Annotated in this window: 15 protein-coding genes and 1 riboswitch; of the genes, 7 read left to right on the top strand and 8 right to left on the bottom strand. The window is 59.7% G+C overall.

The genetic code is table 11. The features are described from left to right. Positions 1-2 precede the first annotated feature (2 nt). The 4 genes from AB5Y51_RS16100 to AB5Y51_RS16085 form a co-directional block, all read right to left on the bottom strand. Positions 3-1,619, bottom strand: coding sequence for a hypothetical protein (locus AB5Y51_RS16100; RefSeq protein WP_039040679.1), 1,617 nt, complete (start codon positions 1,617-1,619; stop codon positions 3-5). A gap of 2 nt (positions 1,620-1,621) precedes the next feature. Continuing rightward, entirely contained in the window at positions 1,622-4,069 is a 2,448-nt protein-coding gene (locus tag AB5Y51_RS16095; RefSeq protein WP_323940330.1) for a TcfC E-set like domain-containing protein, read from the bottom strand. Positions 4,070-4,147: 78 nt separating this feature from the next. After that, positions 4,148-4,807, bottom strand: coding sequence for a fimbria/pilus periplasmic chaperone (locus tag AB5Y51_RS16090; RefSeq protein WP_010672340.1), 660 nt, complete (start codon positions 4,805-4,807; stop codon positions 4,148-4,150). Between the two features lie 60 nt (positions 4,808-4,867). Beyond that, positions 4,868-5,440 (bottom strand): common pilus major fimbrillin subunit EcpA, encoded by a 573-nt coding sequence (locus AB5Y51_RS16085; protein WP_368178737.1) that lies wholly within the window; start codon positions 5,438-5,440, stop codon positions 4,868-4,870. A gap of 586 nt (positions 5,441-6,026) precedes the next feature. Between AB5Y51_RS16085 and AB5Y51_RS16080 the strand changes: the two genes are divergently transcribed. Together AB5Y51_RS16080 and AB5Y51_RS16075 are read left to right on the top strand one after the other, a co-directional pair. Beyond that, positions 6,027-6,650: a response regulator transcription factor gene (locus tag AB5Y51_RS16080; protein WP_167826257.1), complete on the top strand. Its 624-nt coding sequence runs from the start codon at positions 6,027-6,029 to the stop codon at positions 6,648-6,650. After that, a complete protein-coding gene (locus AB5Y51_RS16075; RefSeq protein WP_368178736.1) occupies positions 6,647-10,246 on the top strand; it encodes a transporter substrate-binding domain-containing protein in 3,600 nt (1,199 codons plus the stop codon). The genes AB5Y51_RS16080 and AB5Y51_RS16075 overlap by 4 nt, the downstream gene beginning before the upstream one ends. A gap of 31 nt (positions 10,247-10,277) precedes the next feature. Here AB5Y51_RS16075 and AB5Y51_RS16070 read toward each other — a convergent pair whose 3' ends face one another. After that, complete coding sequence (locus AB5Y51_RS16070) at positions 10,278-10,718, bottom strand: hypothetical protein (RefSeq protein ID WP_134997914.1); 441 nt, start codon at positions 10,716-10,718, stop codon at positions 10,278-10,280. 161 nt (positions 10,719-10,879) lie between these two features. On the opposite strand from AB5Y51_RS16070, the gene AB5Y51_RS16065 reads away from it, so the two are divergent. The 3 genes from AB5Y51_RS16065 (at position 10,880) to AB5Y51_RS16055 (ending at position 14,661) form a co-directional block, all read left to right on the top strand. Continuing rightward, positions 10,880-12,553 (top strand): sensor histidine kinase, encoded by a 1,674-nt coding sequence (locus AB5Y51_RS16065; protein ID WP_048209419.1) that lies wholly within the window; start codon positions 10,880-10,882, stop codon positions 12,551-12,553. 76 nt (positions 12,554-12,629) lie between these two features. After that, positions 12,630-13,358 (top strand): LytTR family DNA-binding domain-containing protein, encoded by a 729-nt coding sequence (locus AB5Y51_RS16060; protein WP_324059098.1) that lies wholly within the window; start codon positions 12,630-12,632, stop codon positions 13,356-13,358. 109 nt (positions 13,359-13,467) lie between these two features. Further along, a complete protein-coding gene (locus tag AB5Y51_RS16055) occupies positions 13,468-14,661 on the top strand; it encodes an MFS transporter (protein WP_039040686.1) in 1,194 nt (397 codons plus the stop codon). 72 nt (positions 14,662-14,733) lie between these two features. Here the strand turns inward: AB5Y51_RS16055 and AB5Y51_RS16050 are convergent, their stop codons facing one another. Both AB5Y51_RS16050 and purE read right to left on the bottom strand, forming a co-directional pair. Then, entirely contained in the window at positions 14,734-15,858 is a 1,125-nt protein-coding gene (locus AB5Y51_RS16050; protein WP_323908365.1) for a 5-(carboxyamino)imidazole ribonucleotide synthase, read from the bottom strand. Beyond that, complete coding sequence (purE, locus tag AB5Y51_RS16045; RefSeq protein WP_029313402.1) at positions 15,855-16,364, bottom strand: 5-(carboxyamino)imidazole ribonucleotide mutase; 510 nt, start codon at positions 16,362-16,364, stop codon at positions 15,855-15,857. Before purE ends, AB5Y51_RS16050 begins: the two co-directional genes overlap by 4 nt. Before the next feature lie 207 nt (positions 16,365-16,571). After that, a riboswitch (cobalamin riboswitch) is annotated at positions 16,572-16,750 on the top strand. 51 nt (positions 16,751-16,801) lie between these two features. Between purE and AB5Y51_RS16040 the strand changes: the two genes are divergently transcribed. Both AB5Y51_RS16040 and murI read left to right on the top strand, forming a co-directional pair. Beyond that, positions 16,802-18,667: a TonB-dependent receptor gene (locus tag AB5Y51_RS16040; RefSeq protein WP_042016186.1), complete on the top strand. Its 1,866-nt coding sequence runs from the start codon at positions 16,802-16,804 to the stop codon at positions 18,665-18,667. Positions 18,668-18,775: 108 nt separating this feature from the next. After that, positions 18,776-19,564: a glutamate racemase gene (gene murI, locus AB5Y51_RS16035; RefSeq protein ID WP_010672351.1), complete on the top strand. Its 789-nt coding sequence runs from the start codon at positions 18,776-18,778 to the stop codon at positions 19,562-19,564. 3 nt (positions 19,565-19,567) lie between these two features. On the opposite strand, the gene AB5Y51_RS16030 is transcribed toward murI, so the two are convergent. Next, the gene (locus AB5Y51_RS16030) at positions 19,568-20,059 is read right to left on the bottom strand and encodes an RNA recognition motif domain-containing protein (RefSeq protein ID WP_368178735.1); all 492 of its coding nucleotides are present in this window, start codon (positions 20,057-20,059) and stop codon (positions 19,568-19,570) included. Positions 20,060-20,572 lie beyond the last annotated feature (513 nt).

Genomic DNA, 20,572 nt, shown 5'->3' with positions numbered 1-20,572 from the left:
GGTCAGCGCCAGGTCCCCTTGATGGTGATGGTGCCGCTTTGTTCCACCTCGCCTTCCCACATCTCGTCGCCCATGGTGCGCTGCACCATGGGATCGGTCAGGTCGAATTCCAGCGCCAGCTTGTAAAACCGGGTGATGCCCTGACCGTTGACGGGATCATTCCACTCCTGCGGTGGTTGATTGTCCTGTATTCCGAGGGTGCGAATATCCACCGGTGTGCGATCGCAGCGAATGGCGTGCCGTGAACCCGCTCCATGAGCCACCGAATCGAATACCAGCCTGGTAGGGATGGGGACGGCCTGTTCAGGTGCGAAGGAGCCTGCCGGATAGAAAGTGCAATATCCCCGATAAGGCGACCCCCTGTCCTGTGAAATAGAAATTTCCAGCATATCGGCACTGATGGGGCCGCTATCAGAGATATTGTATGAGAAGCTCAGAATGTCTTTTCCGACCTGCCCCTCCCTGTAAGGATTGCTGACGCCCTCCGAAGACAAGATGGATACGCTGAAGTCCCGCGGCTTTATCACGATTTCAGTGGTGCCACTGAATTCATAAAACCCACTTTCTGGTGCTTTGACATTTCGCATGTTGAAGTTAATCAAACTTCTTGTCAGTTGATCCTGAAGCCCGAGTCTGACCACCTGTTTGAAAAAATTACTGGAGAGAAACAGATAAATAGACGATTGCCCATTGAGATAGCCGATCTTGTAGTCAGCACCCTTGCTTGCCCAATTGGTGAGATTTGCGCTCATTTGCACATCTGCACTGGCAATGGCGCTGTTCAGGGCCGCATTTTTTATGTTTGTGTATACATAGGGATCGGAAAATGACTGGCTACCATCCTGACTGAAATCGTAGTCAAGAAAACGGCAGAGAATACCATCACGGGTACCCAGCCGATAATTCTCGCAGCCTTGTGAACCGGGTAACACATAGGGGGCTCCATTGCTGTCCACGATCACTTCACTGATGGCATTGGTCTGTATAAAGCGCAGATGACCCGCTTTCTTGTGCTGTACCTTTCTCACATACCAGGTGCCGCTGCTTTGATCTATGCAACGCTCACCCGAGGCTGCATCATAGGCTCTGGTGGTCCTGCAGAGGTTCATTTCCCTGTTCAGGATGGCTCCAACCGGCATGGTACGCAGGTAATCAAAGAAGCTGGCGCTCAATTTTGCATGAGCATATCCAGTTGCCGCCTTCGTTAATCCAAAGAAACCTGTTTCATTGACGACGCTCGGCTTGTTGACCGCCTCTGCCGTTTGCGGGTCACATCCAGACCAGCTCTTTATGCAACGCTGATTGATATAAGGATACCGAATCGGGCCGTTTTCCCACATGTCGATATTGTCGTTGGTGACTGTGTAGTTATAGCCATTGTCAGCATATGCCAGGCTGACCTGTCTGGAGTCGGACGTCCAGGCATTGCCACCCGACAGGCGAGGGTCCAGATAATCGGTTGGGGTAATGAATAAATTGTTGTCCTCCTGATTTTCAATAAACAGCAAATGACGAAGATCGGCATCAGCCAGATTATATTTTGTGACAGCCGCACTGCCTTGCTGTGCCCAGCCGGCGCCAAGTGCAATGACCAGCAGCAATCTGTGTGTGATGTTCATGTTCAATACTCTCTCACCATGGCGTAGGTGGGCAGTCCCTGGCAGGTCACGATGCCGACCCAGGCCGCGCCCGTGTGTTGTGCAAGATCCAGGTCGGCTTCACAGAAGTCGCTTCCCCGGCGGAAAGTCAGCATGGGGTTGGCCTTGTCCACGTCCAGGGTGAACTCGCCGACCTCGTTGGTCACCGTGGTGCCGATGTGGTTGTCAATGCGGGCGTTAGCAAGCAGCGAGCCATCTTCTGCCCTGAGTACGCCAAACACGGTGACCATCTCCTTGATGCTGCTGCCGGCATCCAGAGTGGCGACGTTGCCGGGGAACAGGGTGTAGCGCTGCTTGCCGGTGTTGATGTCATAGCTGTCCTTGCCCGTCTTGCTGTTGAGCAGTTCCACCTCGTATTCCTGATAAGGCGAGAGCGCCAGGAAGGTCTGTTCCCCTTGCAGGGGGTAGTCCTGTCCATTCACCTTGGCGAGCATCTGTCCTTCCCGGTGGATGCCGGTATTGATGATGAGGCCTGAACCAGAGGTGCTCCGGCTGGATGCGATCACGTCGTTCTCCGTGGTGATCAGGGCACCCCGTGCAATCAGGTTGCCATTCACGTCGCCGCCATGACCGCGACCCAGCGTCATGGTGCCGCCGATGACCCTGTTCTCGAACCCCAGGGTGCCGGAAAGCGCCATATTGTGTGTGTCGCTGCCGTGCATCATGCGGGAGGCATTCAGTGCGGCCAGGTTGATGGCTCCCTCCATGCGCTTCTGATAGTTGAGGTTGGCCGTGGTCTGGCCCTGCTCGTTGCTGCTCATGCCGAAGCTGAACAGATTGTCGAACGGGATGGCGTAGTCCAGGGTGATGCTCTTGTTGCTGAATCCATTGAGTGTGCCACTGTCGCTCTGCAGGCTGGCGCGCATGGAGAGGTTGCCGTATCGGCCCGCATAGAGGTGCTGGTAGTAATCCGCATAACTGCGATCGCTGTTCATCTGACGGTCGTGCGTGGTGTTGAAGGTCAGCTGGCCCATGCCGCTGACCCAGCCACCCAGATTGATCGTGATGCCGGCAGAGTAGAGCTCGGTTGCACTCACTCCCAGGGCACCGCCTGCATTCAGTTTTTCCTGGCTGACCCACAGGGAGGCATTGTCATGGGCTTGCAAGGAAAGGCTGGACGCCAGCCGCCAGGAGTGATCGGTGGACAGCATGCTTTGCAACTGGGTGCCGAGGCGATCCGTGACCTGCCAGCTTGCGCGTGCCTCGCCGACGGCCGCATCCCTGAACGCATAGGTGGTCGTCGCCAGATCAAGGGTATCCAGCGAGCGTGCCAGCGACAGACCGATCAGGGGGGAATCGCCGCTGTGCTGGCTGTGCTCCATCATGCCTCCCCACCATTGCCATCCCCACTCCCGGGTAAAGCCCTGATTGCCGCCCAGCTTGGTGACTCGCTGGGTGGTCGTGCTGGTCAGGCGGCCGTCGACATAGACTTCGACCGTGACGTTGTAGACCCCGTTGGGGAACGCGGAGGTGTCGATGTGCTGGTTGCCGATCGCCAGGTTTTGCAGGCCTATCAGGCGTTCATCCCGATAGACCCTGACCTCGCCATTGGCGGGCATGAAGACTTGCACCGGAGTGGTCGATTCGTTGGTGGTCTGTTTTCGAGATTGCGCCTGGTTGCCATAGGATGCGCCGTAGAGGCGACCCGTGGTCAGGCCCGTCACCACCCCCAGGGTCTGCAGGTCCCATGTCGAGACCATGCCTGCTGCGATGCGGCGATCATCGAGATCCCGTTCGTACATGGCGCGGTAGATATCGCCGCTCTGCTCCGGCTCACCCAGGTTGTAAAGGGAGGCATCCACGGCGACATGGTGCGCGCCCAGCCCGACGGTACTCTCCAGCTGCAGGAAATTGGAGTCCTGGTGTCCGCTCTGGGGGGTATTGATGAAGGAGTAACCCAGGTTGTAGCGCTGTACGCCCGTCAGGGTGTCCACCGTCGGGGTCAGTGCGACACGGTTGTCAGATTGCCTCGCCTGGCCAAAGGCATCCCGTGACACCCGGATGGTGAGCAGCATGGCGACGAGGTCCAGCTGCATGCTGGCATCGGCATCGATCTGCAAGTCGCCATCGGCAGAAAAGGTGCGTTGCTGCTTGCTGGAGAGCAGAGTGGTAAGGGCATCGTTCAGCACGCCTTGCTGCTGACCGGCACTGAAATCAAGGTGCAACAAGTGCAGCTTGCCGTCTTGCAGCAGCAGGGTGGCATTGCCGATGGTGTCGTCGGTCAGGGTGTCGATCCTGTTGTCCTCATCCGTGTATCGCAGGCGTACCGGTACCGCCAGCCCCTCTTCCAGCGCCTTGGCAAAACTGGCAGGAATGATGACGTTGGCAATTTTGAGAGGGGCAGCAGTGCTGGCCGAGGCTGACATCGCAATCAGCCAGGAGAGCGGCAACAGCCAGGCTTTTTTCAACATATCGAGCACCATGGTTCCGGGTGTGGAGAACGAGAGCCGTCACCCTGCAAGAGGGTGGGGCGGTACCGTGATTGGGGATTACTTGATGACGACGAATTCCTGACCCAGCCAGAGTCCCAGGTGGCTCTTTGGATCACGCATATTGACCTGCTTGAACCGGCGTTGCTTGCCCGGCAGGTCGTAGTAGGTTTCCTTGCACAGCTCCTCGCCTTTCAGGCAGGGGCCATACGCTACCGTGCGATAGGAGGCATTGCCCTGGTTGGTGAGTGTGTCGTCCTTCAGGTCGTAGGCGAACCGGTGCTGGCGTGGTGTTACCACCAGAATGGTGCCTATCTGTGCTGACGTGGTGGCAACCGCCTGGCGGCGTTCATTGCGCTGATCGTCGACGGAGAGCGCCGTGTCCAGCCAGCGGATGCGGTAGTAACGCTCCTTGTCATCCTGCGGGCCCTTGTAAAAGAACCTCACGTTGTTTCTGGCATTGGCGGGCAGCATCAGCCTACTGGGTGACAACATCAGCTCGCCGCTGACTTCCATGGGGATCTCCTGCCCTCCCTCTTCCGGTGAGGTGATGCGTGTCACGCTGATCGTGACCAACCTGGCCTGGTCGCTGCCATTTTCAATCTGTTTGGCGACCTCCTGGCTGCCCGCATCAATGAAGGTGGTGACGGCGCCGACATTGATCGCCTGGCTGATACCGGGAATGAGCAGCAGCCAGATCGCTGCAATTTTCAGGTTCATGATGTGCCCCTAAGAGAACAAAGGGCCCCGCAGGGCCCTCAATGGTACGCGGTGGATGAGTTAGCTCCAGTTCGCTACGAACTCGACGTTGACTTCACCGCTCCACAGGCCGTCCGGCAGAGCGTCAAAGGTGGTGGAGGTGCCGCTGGCAGTGGCACTTTCAATGTTGAAAGTGAAGGAGCCCTGCGCCGTGACGCGTTCGGCATCGTTCTTGAAGCCGTTGGCAAGAGGAGAAAGATTCCCCCCCGTGATGCCGGCAGCGGTGTCGATCAGGGTGGTGTAGGCGGTGGTGCTGACCGGTGCGCCGCCCCACAGCACGCCCACATCGACGGTGGAGTCGCCACCCAGGTGATTCAGGGTGCCGTTCAGCTTCTTCGCCTTCAGGGTGAAGTCGGTCGCGCTGGCATCACCCTTGATGGCGACATCGAACAGGCCGTTGACGGTGTTGAACCCCTTGATCCCTTCGGCATATTGGAAGGAGAGGCTGGAGAGCGGGGTGACCACCAGCTCGGAAGTGGTGTCTTTCTTGGCAGTGGCCTGCCAGGTCGCGACGGCAGACGCTTCTACGGCGGCTTGAGCGGTGGCGGCAAAGCCCAGGGTAGCCACGGACAGAGCAATCAGAGTCTTCTTCATTACGATATTTCCTACATATCTTCTGGATGGTTGTGACCACCCGGTTGGTTCATTGCCCGTCAGGGGCATGCCTTGCCACGTTGGCGACGATTCGACCAGTCGTGGCAGCCGGACCTGGAATAGGTTTCTCCTCGGACCAGCTTGTTTTTTCGTCGACCAAGATAGCGATCGGATCTGTTTTGATCGACCGAATGGTGTGTAGGAAAAATCCCAAAGGGGAATGGGGGGAACCCCTTGTAAAATAAATTTTTTTCTTTTTCTTTCAGTGGTTTGTAGCTTCCCATGTATTTGATTTATATGTTTTTTCGGTCTTTTTCTCGTGGGTGGATGCCAGTTGGAAAAGCCGGGAAGGAGGGGTATTCAACGAGGGAGGGGACCCGGCAGTCACCAAGCTCCATACGAATCAAATAAAATGCAATATATTGATAAATATATAAAAAATAAATGAAGCTATAATGATGATTAACTTGAAAATGCCATTTTTATATTTATTTAACATCTTGAAAACAAGGTCAGGCTGTATGGTGTCGTTGCTTGATTTGTAGTTAATATGCTCGTCGGACAGGGCTGAATAACGGATCTATATATGGCGAAGGTATTGATAGTAGATGATCATCCAGCAATAAGAATGGCCGTGAACATGTTGTTGAAGCAGGATGAACATCATGTTTTAGGCGAAGTGGATAATGGTGTCGATGCTATCGCCATGGCCAGGAACACTCATCCAGATATTGTTATCCTTGATATTGGAATACCTCAGCTTGATGGCATCGAAGTGATAAAAAGAATCAAGATGCTGGATATTGGCGCCAAGATTCTGGTGCTGTCTGCACAGTCCACCCACCATATTATGGTGCGGTGCCTGCAAGCCGGTGCCGAGGGGTTCTTGTCCAAGCTGGATGATTTGTATTTGCTGAAGGATGCGATCGCAAAAATAGAGAAGCGGCAACTCTATTACCCCCGTGACGTCATCGTCGGCGCCAGGCATGCCCATACGGTCGATCGGGAAGATCTGCTGTCGACCCTCTCTTCCCGCGAGATGAGTGTGCTGCTGCAGATTTGTCAGGGCCATGCCAACAAGCAGATTGCCCAAAGCATGCTGCTGAGCGAGAAAACCGTCAGCACCTACAAGACCCGGTTGATGAAGAAACTCAACATCACCAACATCGTTGATCTGATCAGTCTGGCCAGACGGCAGAAACTGCTGTGAACAGGGCGAAATTGCTGTTGCTTCTGCTGGCGCTGGTCTGGGCGTGGCCACTGGCGGCCCGGGAACCGGAAGAGCCCCTGCTGCAAGTCTATTCGCGGGATGGCGGGGAATACCTCGATGCCAGCCCCTTGCCGCTGCATGGGGAGGAGTGGCGCTGGTTGCAGGAGCGCGAGCGGCTGATCCTGGGGGTGCCCAGACCCGACAACCCCCCCATGGACATCACCCTGAGGGCGAATGCTTATGAAGGGGTGACGGCCGACATCGTCGGCATGTTGACCCATCTGCTGCACATCGAGATCCTGGTGAAGGGATATCCCTCCAGGGCGGCTGCCATTGAAGCGCTCCAGCGGGGGGAGATCGATCTGCTGAGTACCTCCAACTCCTATGAGCGGGAACAGCATCTTCTGCTGACTGACAAATATATTGCTGACGACCCTGCCATCTATAAAAACATTCAGGTCAAAGAGCGGGAAATAAGAACAATAGCCGTGCCGGAGTATTATTTGCCGTTCATGGACATCATGCGTTACCTGTCGGACTACAAAATTAAAATATACCCGTCCCGCTATAGTGCATTGTCCGCGGTGGCATATGGTCAGGTTGATGCCGTCATGGTGGACATGATCTCCGGCAATTTCATCGTCAACAAGTTCTATCAGAACAGCATTCAATTATTGAAGCCGCTCTATATCGATACCGCCGGTTTTGCCTTTGCCCTCAACCCCAAGGAGCGGCGACTCAAAAGGATCATGGATATCGCGCTGGGGGAGATCCTCGAGGGCAAGCGAGCGGAAGTGGCCAAACGCTGGAATGGGGGCGGTCTCTCCATCGGTGCCAGCAGGATCGACCTGAGCCGCGAGCAATGGAAATGGCTGGGCAAGCGGGAGAAAATCCGGATTGCGGTGAACAGCGGCATCCCGCCCCTCAGTTTCTATGACGTCACCGGTACCATGCACGGCGTGGTCGCCGATCTGCTGCAGGTCATGCGGGCCAAGCTGGGAGTGGAGCTCGAGGTGGTGCCTGCCAAGACACCGGAGCAGATGACTCAGTTGCTGGATAGCGGCCAGGTGGATGCGGGAGTGTTGAGCCCCTCTGCCGAGCGCAGGAACCGCTATCTGTTCAGCCGGGCCTTTGTCCTCGATCCCCTCTCCTATGTGGTGGGGCTGCGCCACCGGGAGGTCCCCCCTGCATCGCTGCTCAAGACCGGCACCGTGGCCATGGTCAGAGGCTTTATCTCGACCCAGGCCATCGAGGCGGAATACGGCAAGCTGACGTCGCGGCAGTTCGATACGATTGAAGACGCCATGCGTTGTGTGGCGATGGAAGTGTGCGATGTGACCATACTGCCGCTGCGGGTGGCCAAGTACTACGTCAACAGCAAATTCCCCGACAGCCTGCTCATCACGGGAGAGCTGTTCGATTCCATCCCCATCGGTGCCGCGTTTGCGGTCACCCCCGCGCATCCCGTACTACGGGACATTCTGGACAAGGTGATTGCCATCATTCCGCCGGATGAGTTGGAAGGACTCTTCAACCGCTGGCGGGTCAATGTCAAACAGGAGAGTGTCTCCTGGCAGGAGTTGATTCAGGAGTTCGGGGTCTTTATCGCGTTGATCCTGCTGTTGACCCTCTGGGTTGGCCTGTGGGGCCTGTCCCTGCGCAAGCAGATCCGCGAGCGGCGGCTGGTGGAGGGGGCGCTGAGCACCCAGCTCAAGTTCATCGCCGATCTGGTGGACGGGACACCTCACCCCATCTATGCGCGGGATCTGAACGGGATCCTGGTGCTGTGCAACAGCAGCTATGCCAGCTTCCTTGGCGAACCCAAGGTCGGTCTGCTCGGCACGGGCCTGGACGATGCGCGCACGCGCTGGCCTTTTCTTGCTCCTCTGCACGGGGATCTGGTGCTTTCCTGTGACAGCCGCCGCGCCCAGGAGGGGGATCACCGTCTGGGCCTGCCGACGGGCGGGGTCGACGTCTATCACTGGGTTCAGCCTTACTACGATCTGGACGGCAATGTGCAGGGTGGCGTGGGAGGCTGGATCGACGTCAGCGAACGGGTACGCCTGCTCGATGAGCTGGCGGTGGCCAGCCAGGAGGCCCAGGAGGCTAACCGTGCCAAGAGCACCTTCCTCGCGACCATGAGCCACGAGATCCGTACCCCCATGAATGCCATCATCGGCTTGCTGGAATTGGCGCTCAAGCGGGGTCGGCTGCACGAGGAGGATCAGGCCTCCCTCGCCATTGCCCATGGCTCGGCCAGCGATCTGCTGAGCCTCATCGGCGACATCCTGGATATTTCCAAGATCGAGTCTGGCCGGTTCGAACTGGCCCCCGAACCTCATGACATCGTGACCCTGACAGCGTCGGTCGTCACCGTATTCACTGCGCTGGCGAGGCAGAAAAACCTGCGGCTGGAGCTCGTCACGGGCGATCCGTCCTGGGTGCAGGTCGATGGCCTCTGTTACAAGCAGGTCGTCTCCAACCTGATCAGCAACGCCATCAAGTACACCGATCGCGGGTCGGTCACGGTGACGCTGGCCTCCCGGGTCAGCGATGGCTGGTGTACCGTGCAGCTCACCATCCTGGATACCGGCATCGGCATCGATCAGGCCGAGCAGGCCAGGCTGTTCGAGCCCTTCAGCCAGGCCAGCCAACCCGAGAAAATCCAGCAGTCGGGTACAGGCCTGGGTCTGATGATCTCCCGCTCCCTGTGCGAGACGATGGGCGGCTCCTTGAAACTGGAGAGTACGCCCGGGCAGGGGACCCGGGTCAGTGTCGAGATGAAGCTGCCGGTGGCCGATGCCGTGGCGATGCCCGCTGCGCTTGCACAGGATCCGGTGGTGGAGCCGGGGCGGCGACTGAAGATCATGGTCGTGGACGATCATCCAGCCAACCGGTTGCTGGTCAGCCAGCAGCTGGCCTATCTGGGTCATGACGCCACGGCCGTCGAGTCGGGAGAAGAGGCGCTGCGGCGGCTGGTCGAAGCCAGGGTGGATGTCGTCATGACCGACTTCAACATGCCCGGCATGAACGGATTCGAGCTGGCTCGCCAGTGCCGTGAGCTGGAGCGGCTGCACGGCTGGCGACGCACCGTGATCCTCGGGCTGACGGCCGATGCGCGGCAGGAGCAGATCAATGAAGGGCAGGCGGCAGGGATGGATGACTGTCTGTTCAAGCCCGTCGGACTGGAGGCGCTCGATCACTGCCTGCGTCGGCACATGCAGCGGGAAGAGCAGAGTGACATGGCCGCCTGCATGGAGGAGATCCGGCGGTATCTGGGGCCGCTGACTGCACACCAGTCGACCCTGATGGTGCCTCTGCTGGCGGAGTTCGTGCGGGCCAGTGACGACGATATCGCGGGATTGCAACGGGCCGCGGAGGAGGGGCATGTTGGCCAGTTCATCGACCGCATACATCGCCTGAAAGGGGGCGCCAGAATAATGGGCACTCTGAAACTGGTGGCGACCTGCAGCGAAATAGAATCCTGGGAGCTCGATCAGGCCAGGCTGCCCGAGGCGCTGGCCCGTTTGCAGCAAGAGTACGAGGTCGTTCGGCTGGCAGCGACCCAACTACAGGTGATGGACGGGGAGGAATGAAGGCATGGGAACATGCCTTCGGATCCTGTGGTCAGCCCAGCCAGTACACCATCAACTCATAGGCGGCGTCGCCCACCTGGTCCGGTCTGGCTGACGGGGCCTGATAGCTGAGGTAATAGCGGGTCGCCTGCGCCAGGGGGAGGGCGCGGCTTGCTTCGAGGGGTTGTCCGTTGAGCGCCAGCGTGATCCGGAGATCATCCTGCTGTGGCAGGGAGCCGTAGAGTGCGCGAGCTTGCAAACGATAGGTGGTGTTGAAATCCGGGTGGCCCAGGTCAGCTGCGAGGATCTGAACGGGAGCCTGTGCCGGATCCGAATTGATGGCCTGGAGGCCTGGGTGGGTAAGCGCTACTTCCATGTTGGTCTCTTTGCTGGCGGTGGCCTGCCAGTTCAGCTGGCTCACCTGCGTATTGGCGTGAACGGCGGCACTGCTGCAACCGATCATCACTGCCAGCACCATGCTTTTTTGAAACATAGTTATCTCCTTTGTCGGACTGGGCCCTCCTTGGCGAGGGCCTCCTCTTATCGGCGCTTTCCCCGAAAGCTGAACCGCTCTCCCCGGATTCGCCCATGAGTCGGCGGCAGATAAGGGGTATGATCCGCCCCCTGGCGCCATGCCATTGACGGAGGAGAGCCATGCTCGAAAATCAGATGATGTTGTTGGCGGTGTTTGAGCGGGCGGCGCTGATGCTGATGACGCTCTTTCTTCTCACCCGCACCCGGCCGTTCCAGCGACTGTTCCAGAAGCGTGACCACACCCCGGCCGAGCTGGTGCTGGTGGCGGCTATCTTCTGTCTGTTCGCGGTGTTCAGCACCTACACCGGCATTCCGGTGGAGGGGGCCCTCATCAACGTGCGGATCATCGCCATCATCTCGGGCGGCATCCTGTTCGGCCCCTGGGTCGGCATTCCGGCCGGGGTCATCTCGGGGCTGCACCGTTATCTCATCGACATGGATGGCCACACCTCCATTCCCTGTCTCATCGCCAGCATCATCGCCGGCCTGCTCGCCACCTGGCTGCACCTGCGCTGTCGCAAGTCGCGGCTCTGGCTCTATGGCATCCTGGCGGGCATGGCCTGCGAGGGGCTGACCATGCTGCTTATCTGGCAGCTGACCGAGCCCCATGCGGTAGGTGTGGAGATAGTCAGTCATATTGCCTATCCCATGATCGCCGGGGCGCTCTGTATCGGGCTCATCATCAAGCTGGTGCAGGACCTGGACGACGAGAAGGAGCTGATTGCCGCCAAGCAGGCCAAGCTGGCGCTCGACATCGCCAACAAGACGTTGCCGTTTTTCCAGAACATCGATCGCCACTCCCTTAGCCAGGTGTGCGGCATCATTCGCAGCGAGATCAGCGCCGATGCGGTGGCCATCACCGATACCCGCGACGTGCTGGCCTATGTGGGGGTGGGCAAGGATTACTACGAGCTGGACGAGCACCACGCCATCAGCGACATGACCCACAAAGCGGTGCTGCTCGACCAGATCATCATCAACAACGATCTGCGCCAGTACCATCTGGCCGACTTTCACTCGGTCATCATTATTCCGCTGAGAGAGAACGGCGCCGTCAGCGGCACCCTCAAGATCTACTACCGCCGCACCCACAGCATCACCAGTTCGCTGCGGGAGATGGCGGTCGGCCTCTCCCAGCTCATCTCCACCCAGATGGAGGTGTCGCGCATCGAGCAGCTCAAGGAGATGACCCGCAAGGCGGAGTTCACCGCGCTGCAGAGCAAGATCAACCCCCACTTCCTGTTCAACGCCCTCAATGCCATCTCGTCGCTGATCCGCATCCGTCCCCAGCAGGCACGCCAGTTGATCGCCAATCTGGCGGATTACCTGCGCTACAACCTCAACAAGGGGGACACCCTCATCGACATCCAGGAGGAGCTGCAGCAGGTGCGCGACTACGTGGCCATCGAGCAGGCCCGCTTCGGCGACAAGCTGGAGGTGGTGTTCGAGGTGGACGACGTGCATATCCAGGTGCCGAGCCTGCTGTTGCAGCCGTTGGTGGAAAACGCCATCCTGCACGGCATCCAGCCCCGCAGTGCGCCGGGTCGGGTCACCATCGAGGTGAAGCAGCTGGCGGGCGGCATCCGGGTCGCGGTGCGCGACACCGGCTACGGCATCAGCCAGGCGGTGATCGACGGGGTCGCCGCCGGTCGGGTGGAGAGCCGCAGCATCGGTCTGATGAACGTGCATCAGCGGGTCAAGCTGCTCTACGGCGACGGCCTGCACCTCAAGCGGCTGGAACCGGGGACCGAAGTCTGTTTCTATCTGCCTGATCAGGAGGCAATGCCATGCTGAAAGCCATCATAGTGGAAGACGAATGTTTGACACGGGAGGAGCTGGCCTCTCCTGTGCTCCTTATGGGGGCAATGTCATGCTGAAAGCGATCATTGTGGAAGATGAGTATCTGGCCCGCGAGGAGCTGGCCTTTCTGGTGGGGCAGCACAGCAACATCGAGATAGTGGCGAGCTTCGAAGACGGGCTGGAGGCGTTCAAGTATCTGCAGGATCACGAGGTGGACGTGGTGTTTCTGGATATCCAGATCCCCGCCATCGACGGCCTGCTGCTGGCCAAGAACCTGCACAAGTCCAGCCATCCGCCCCACATCGTCTTCGTCACCGCCTACAAGGAGTTTGCGGTGGAGGCGTTCGAGCTGGAGGCATTCGACTACATCCTCAAGCCCTACAACGAGCCGCGTCTCATCAATCTGCTGCAAAAGCTCGAACTGGCGGGCAAGTCCCAGCCCCAGGGTGCGGAGTCCGGGACGCCACAGAACCGCACCGTCAATCTGGTGAAGGGAGAGCGCATCATCGTCACCCCCTGCGAGCAGATCTACTACGCGGAAGCCGACGAGAAGCTGACCCATGTCTACACCCGTACCGATCGCTACGTGATGACCATGACCCTCAGCGAGTTCGTCAGCCGGTTGCCTGCCGAGGGGTTCTTTCGTTGCCACCGCTCCTACTGTGTCAACATCAACAAGATCCGCGAGATAGTGCCCTGGTTCAACAGCACCTATCTCATCCGGCTCCATGACCTGTCGTTCGAGGTGCCGGTCAGTCGCAGCAACATCAAGGCATTCCGTCAGCTGATGCGGCTCTGATTGTCATTCATTCCCGCCGATCTGCATTTCATGCCGTAATCGGTCGGCGGGAGCGGCGTCTTGCCTATAGTGGCCCCAGTTTCCTTAAGGCCATTCCTCGAGACGCATCATGACCAGAGAGCTGAATCGCACCCGCTACCTCACCCTGTTGGGGACCATCATCACCCAGTTCGCGCTGGGATCCGTGTACACCTGGAGCCTGTTCAACGCCCAGCTCTCTGACAAGCTGGACGAGCCGGTGAGCCAGGTCGCCTTCGCCTTCGGCCTGCTCAGCCTCTCCCTGGCGGTGGCCTCCTCCCTGGCAGGCAAGCTGCAGGAGCGGTTCGGGGTGCGCAACGTCACCCTGGGCGCCGGCGTGCTGCTCGGCATCGGCTTCTTCCTCACCGCCCATGCCAGCAACCTGGCGATGCTCTACCTCTGCGCCGGCATCCTGGTCGGTTTTGCCGACGGTACCGGCTACCTGATGACCCTCTCCAACTGCGTGAAGTGGTTCCCGGAGCGCAAGGGGCTCATCTCCGCCTGCTCCATCGGTGCTTATGGCCTCGGCAGCCTGGGCTTCAAGTACATCAACCTGCTGTTGCTCTCCAGCAACGGCCTTGAGACCACCTTCCAACTGTGGGGGCTGATCGCCATGTCCATGGTGCTGGTGGGTGGCATGCTGATGAAGGATGCGCCCAAGCAGGCCGCCGCCGTGCAGCAGAGCGAGAGCCGCGACTTCACCCTGGCCGAGGCGATGCGCAAGCCGCAGTACTGGATGCTGGCGCTGATGTTCCTCACCGCCTGCATGAGCGGTCTCTACGTCATCGGCGTGGCCAAGGACATCGGCGAGAAGATGGTGGGCCTGCCGGCCGTGGTCGCCGCCAACGCCGTCGCCATCATCGCCATGGCCAACCTGGGTGGCCGGCTGGTGCTGGGCATCCTCTCCGACAAGATGTCCCGTATCCGGGTCATCACCATCGCCCAGTTGATTACCCTGGCGGGCATGGCGCTGCTGCTGTTCGTGCCGCTCAATGCCAACTTGTTCTTCGTGGCAGTGGCCTGTGTAGCCTTCAGCTTCGGCGGCACCATCACCGTCTACCCCTCGCTGGTGAGTGACTTCTTCGGCCTCAACAATCTGACCAAGAACTACGGCGTCATCTATCTGGGCTTTGGTCTGGGCAGCATCATCGGCTCCATCGTGGCCTCCCTGTTCGGTGGCTTCATGGCGACTTTCAACCTCATTTTGGTGTTGCTGGTGGTGGCCCTGGTGCTCTCCCTCACTATCCGTCTGCCGGCTCCCGTTGCGGCTGTCGACAGGGCCTGACCCCTCTCGCTTCTCAAATCATAAAAAAAGACCCGGGCCTTGGCCCGGGTCTTTGCATGTCAAGGGGTGGACTCAGCGCGGGGGCAGACCCAGCAGGGCGCGCAGCTGGTGCGCGGTGGCCTCGACCGCCGGCCAGTCGCGGCCAGTGACGGTGACGTGGCCCATCTTGCGGCCGGGGCGGGCCTCACCCTTGCCATAGAGGTGAAGGTGGACCCCGGGCAGGGCTAGGGCGCCGGCCCAGTCCGGCGTGCCGTCTTGCCACAGATCCCCGAGCAGGTTGAGCAGGATGGCGGGCTGAACCTCAGCCTGTGCCGGCAGCGGCAGATCGCACAGGGCGCGCACCTGCAACTCGAACTGGCTGCAACCGGCGTTGTCGATGCTGGGATGACCCGAATTGTGGGGCCGGGGGGCCATCTCGTTGACCAGCAGCTCACCGCCGACCAGGAAGAACTCCACCGTCAGCACGCCCACATAGTCGAGGGCGGCGATGATGTGCTCGGCGATGCGCTGGGCCTCGCGCTCCAGGGCGGGCACATTGGCCGGGGAGCGGGTCTGATCCAGGATGCCGCCGCTGTGCCAGTTCTGCACCAGGGGCAGGGCACTGATGGCACCGCTCGGACTGCGGGCCAGGGTGAGGGCAAACTCCCCCTCCAGCGGCAGGCGCTTCTCCAGCACGCAAGGGACACCGCTGGCGGCCAGGGCCGCTGGCAATTCGCCCGCATTGTGGATAGTCCACTGCCCCTTGCCATCGTAGCCCTCGCGGGCGGTCTTGAGGATGGCGGGGAAGAGGTCGCTTGGCAGGGCGGGCAGCGGCTCGCCGGGCAGCAGGGTCAGGTTCGGGGCGACCGGTACACCAGCGCGGGTCAGGAAGGCTTTCTCTTCCCGGCGATCCTGACAGACACGTACTGCGCTCGCGGCCGGGCGCACCGGCTTGTACTGCTCCAGCAGGGCCAGGGAGGCGGCGGGCACGTTTTCGAACTCGCAGGTGATGGCGTCGCAGCGGCTGGCCAGATCGCGCAGGGCATCGGCATCGTCATAGGCGGCAACGATCTGCTCGTCGGCGGCTGCACCGGCGATGCTGACGGGGTCCGGGTCCAGCACGATCACCTTGTAGCCGAGACGGTGGGCAGACATCACGAAGTAGCGGCCGAGCTGGCCGCCACCGAGCATACCCAAAGTGGCGGGGGGCAGTATCATGCCGGCTCCTCCAGGGTGAGCGCCAGCACTCGGTCGCGCTCCTTGGCGCGGAAGCCGTCGAGCTGCTGGTGATAACGGGGAGCGTCGCCATCCTGGGCGACAGAGAGCAGGGACACGGCGAACAGACCGGCATTGGCGGCACCCGCCTCGCCGATGGCGAAGGTGGCGACCGGCACGCCCTTGGGCATCTGCACGATGGAGAGCAGGGAATCCATCCCCTTGAGCTGGCGGGTGGGGATGGGCACGCCCAGCACCGGGATCGTGGTCTTGGCGGCCAGCATGCCCGGCAGGTGGGCTGCGCCGCCGGCGCCGGCGATGATGGCGCGCAGACCGCGATCGCGCGCACTGGCGGCATATTCAAACAGGAGATCCGGGGTGCGATGGGCGGATACGACGCGCGCTTCATAGGGCACGCCGTGCTCCTTGAGGATGCGGGCGGCGGCCTGCATCACGGGCCAGTCAGAGTCGGAGCCCATTACCAGGCCGATCATAGGGGGGGTCGTCATTACGGCTTCCTCGGATGTCAAACGTTTGCCGCATGTTACCAAAAAGCCGTGGGATCTGGCTCAACATTTCTTGTGTTTGACCCGCTCGAATGACGGTCAACGAGCCTCAAGGTACGAGAGGGGGCGAGGATCTGCGCCACTTGGCACCGGCTTTGGGTAAAAACGACATTAGAAATCCAGATGGCTATACATCCAAGGCGGCTCTGCCTATAATCCCCCCGCTTTGGCGCATCATGCTTAAAAGGGAATCCGGTGAGAATCCGGAGCTGGCGCGCAGCGGTAAGGGGGAACGAAGCGACATCAGGGCACTGCCGTCAGGTGGGAAGCCGTCGCCGTAGGCCATCAGCCCCCAAGCCCGAAGACCTGCCAAAGTTCGTATTTCGGGCCGAGAGAAACCGGCCACGAAGTAGATGCTTACGCGAACTTAAGGATCTCTCATGTCCAAGACATTATTGGCGGCTGCCCTGTTGCCAACGGCGGCCTTTGCCCAACAACTGACCATCCCCGTCAATCCCACCATGGTGGTGACCGCTACCCGTGTCGCCCAGCCTGCCTCCAGTGTGCTGGCTCCCGTCAACGTGGTGACCCGTGACGAGATCGATCGCCTGCAAGCCCAGACCGTGACCGACGTGGTCAAGACCCTGCCCGGCGTGGAAGTGGTCAGCAACGGCGGCCGCGGCCAGCTCAGCTCGCTGCGGGTACGTGGTGGCACCTCTTCCCAGACCCTGGTGCTGGTGGACGGGGTGCGCAGCGCCTCTCTGACCGCCGGGATGACCGAGCTCAACAACCTGCCCCTCAACCAGGTGGAGCGGATCGAATATATCCGCGGTGCACGCGCCACCATTTATGGATCCGATGCCATCGGTGGGGTCATCAACATCATCACTCGCCCGGACCAGGGGACCAATCAGCACAAGTTCAACCTGGGCGCGGGCTCCCACAAGCAGCGTCAGGCTGCCTTCAGCAGCGCCAGCCAGGTGGGTGATGCGGGTCAGATCAAGGTCGCTGGTGGTTTCGATGACGAGACCGGCTACAACGTGCACCCCATCGCCGGGGTGAACGATGGCGACAAGCATGGCCACCGAGGTTATAACGCCATGGTGGATTATCAGCAGGCGCTGGCCAGCAACTGGGATCTGTTCGGTACGACCCGCTGGTTCCGCAACATTGCCCAGTACGACAGATCCTCTGCCGCTTCCGCCTGGGGCCCGGCGTTTCATCAACGCAACGAGACCTGGACCGAGAACCAGAGCTACCAGCTCGGCTCCCGCTATCATGACGAGCGCTACCTGAGCGAACTGCGCGGCGCCTTCTCCAAACAGGATGCCTACGACTACCCGGATACCAGCGGCCGCGATCAGTCCGCTGATCGACTCTATACCCGTCAATACACCCTGAACTGGGTCAACAGCGTCAAGTTGGACGAGAGCTGGACCCTGGGGGGCGGCGCCGACTGGCAGCGCGACATGCTGGACGATAGTTCTCGCTCCTCTGGCGTCGCCTTCCCGAGTGACGCCGATGAGCGTGACAACACCGGGCTCTATGCCCTGGCCCAGTTTGACAACCAGGTCTGGCAGGCCGAGCTGAGCGGTCGCAGCGATGACAACGAGCAGTTCGGACGTCACAACACCTGGCAAACCGGCGCTGGCTGGCGCTTCGTTGAGGATTATCGCCTCAGTGCCCGTTACGGCACCGGTTTCCGTGCCCCCTCCTTCAACGATCTCTACTACCCGGGGTCCGGCAATCCTGATCTGAAGCCGGAAGAGTCGAAAAGCCACGAGTTGATGTTGGACGGACAGACCGCAGGTGTGGAGTGGCGCTTGACCGGTTATCGCAACGACTTCGAGCAGATGATCCAGTGGGCACCGGACAGCCAGGGAATGTGGACGCCGCAAAACGTCGGCAAGGCGCGGATTGAAGGGGTTGAGCTGGAAGGGGAGTTCGAGACCGGCTGGCTGAGCCATCGCGTTTCCGCCGAATACAAGGATCCCAAGGACAAGGTCACCGACAAGCAGTTGCAGCTGATCTCCCGCAAGGGGGCCAAGTGGGTGAGCCAGGCGCAGTGGCAGCAGTTCGATGGCTCCCTGAGCTGGATCTACCAGGGTGAGCGTTATGGTGACGCGGCCAATACCACCCAGCTGGGCGGCTACAGCGTGTGGAACCTGGCGGTGGGCTATCAGGTTGCACCGTCCTGGAAGGTCTCCGGCAAGATCAGCAACCTGCTGGACAAGGAATACCAGACCTCGGTGGGTTACCCGGCTGACGAGCGTGCCTACTATGTGACGGTGGACTACGCACTCTGATCCCCTTGTCTGGATCTGAAAAATCAGGGGCCCTGCCATTGGCAGGGCCTTTTCTATTGGCGCCGGGCGGGAGTATGATCGCGGCCTCGCATTCAAGGGGGAGCTCAGGTGGCCAATATTCTCGTGTTCGACTCCGGTATGGGCGGTCTGACTGTCTATGGGGAGATCCGTCGCGCTCTGCCGGAGCACAACTATTTCTACAGTTTCGACAATGCCCACTTTCCCTATGGCGAGCTGAGTGAGGCTGCCCTCATCGAGGCTTGTACCGGACTGGTCAGCCACATGGTGGCCGAGCACGCCATCGATCTGGTGGTGATCGCCTGCAATACCGCCAGCACCATTGCCCTGCCATCCCTGCGTACCGCACTCAGCATTCCCGTGGTCGGCGTGGTCCCCGCGATCAAGCCTGCCGCCGCCCTGACCCGTAACGGCTACATCGGTCTGCTGGCAACGCCCGGCACCGTCAGCCGTGACTATACCCATGAACTCATCGCCCAGTTCGCCCCGGGCAAGCATGTGCTGCTGAAGGGGGCCACCGAACTGGTTATCGAAGCCGAGCGCAAGCTGGCGGGGTTGCCGGTCAATATGGCCCTGCTCAGAGAGGTGCTCGCAGACTGGATGGAAGGGGAGGAGAGGCCGGATACCCTGGTACTGGGATGTACCCACTTCCCCTTGCTCAACGAAGAGATCAAACAGCTGATGCCGGAATGCCAACTGGTCGATTCGGGTCTTGCCGTGGCAAGGCGGGTGGCGCATCTGCTGGCGACACTGCCGGTCCAGGCACCTGGCGAGGGGACGGGACGTGCCTACTGCACGCGACTGGATGCTGGGGCCCAGAAACTGACAGCCCCCTTGCAAGCTTGGGGGCTGTCGTCACTCGAAGAAGTGGTGTACTGAATATCAGGCGTCGACGTCGTTGACGTCCTTCTCATCCCGGTCCCGCTTGTCATTTGCTTCACGCACTTTCAGGGTGCGCTGCTGATACTCCTTGTCATTGAGCGCGGCGATGGCCTTGGCCGCATCGGCGACAGGCATCTCCACAAACCCGAAGCCCCTGCGTTTGCCGGTGGCCTTGTCCTTCATCAGACGAACTGACAGTACCTGACCTTGCTCGGCAAAGAGTTCGCGCACCGCAATCTCGTTGGCGCGATAGGGCAGGTTGCCTACATATAAGGTACAGGTCTCCTGGCTGGTCGCCTGTTCGAGGGAGGTGGCAGGCGCACGGTTCAGGAAGAGCGGTACCACGAAACCGCCAATGGCCAGACCGGCGGCAAAAATGACTTCGACTTTCAGAGAGAACTGCAGGGCCTGGGCAACCAGATAGCCGAGCAGCGCCAATACCAGAGCAAGAACTGCTGCCTGCACATAAACGGGAAACTTGGATAAATTCATCTTTAAAGACCTTTTGTAAATGAAAGCAAAAAAGGTGCAACACTCTATTCACCTTCATGGTAACCAGCTTTACGACCAGACGCTACCATGGACCACTTGAGGCAAATTATCCGCTTCAGTATGGCATTCCTTCAGCCAGGAAGATCCTGATAAATGCCAATAAAAGAGGGCTGAAATCATCAGCTTGTGGATAACATTGTATATATACACTGGGTAAGTTGTTTCTAACTGGATAATTTGAAGTTTCCGTGACTTTCTTCAAAAAATCCCTTGTCATCGTAACCGGCCTCCCTATAATGCGCCCCTACCAGCACGGCGGACTACGCCAACCTGATGAGCCAGCTTTCTTGCGAAGTGGGCGCCGAAAGAAAAGCGAAAACAACCGCTTGACTTTCGAAGTGAGGAGCGTAAGATGCGCCTCCTCAACGCGATAAGCGTGACGCTCTTTAACAATTTGAATCAAGCAATCTGTGTGGGCACTCACAGCATCGAGCATCAAAAACAATTTTTGAT

Origin of the sequence: Aeromonas sp. R7-1 (assembly GCF_040908115.1) — a bacterium.
In the GTDB taxonomy this organism is placed as follows: Bacteria; Pseudomonadota; Gammaproteobacteria; order Enterobacterales; family Aeromonadaceae; genus Aeromonas; species Aeromonas caviae.
The sequence above is the reverse complement of the archived record's forward strand: the minus strand, read 5'-3'. Positions and strand labels throughout refer to the sequence as shown.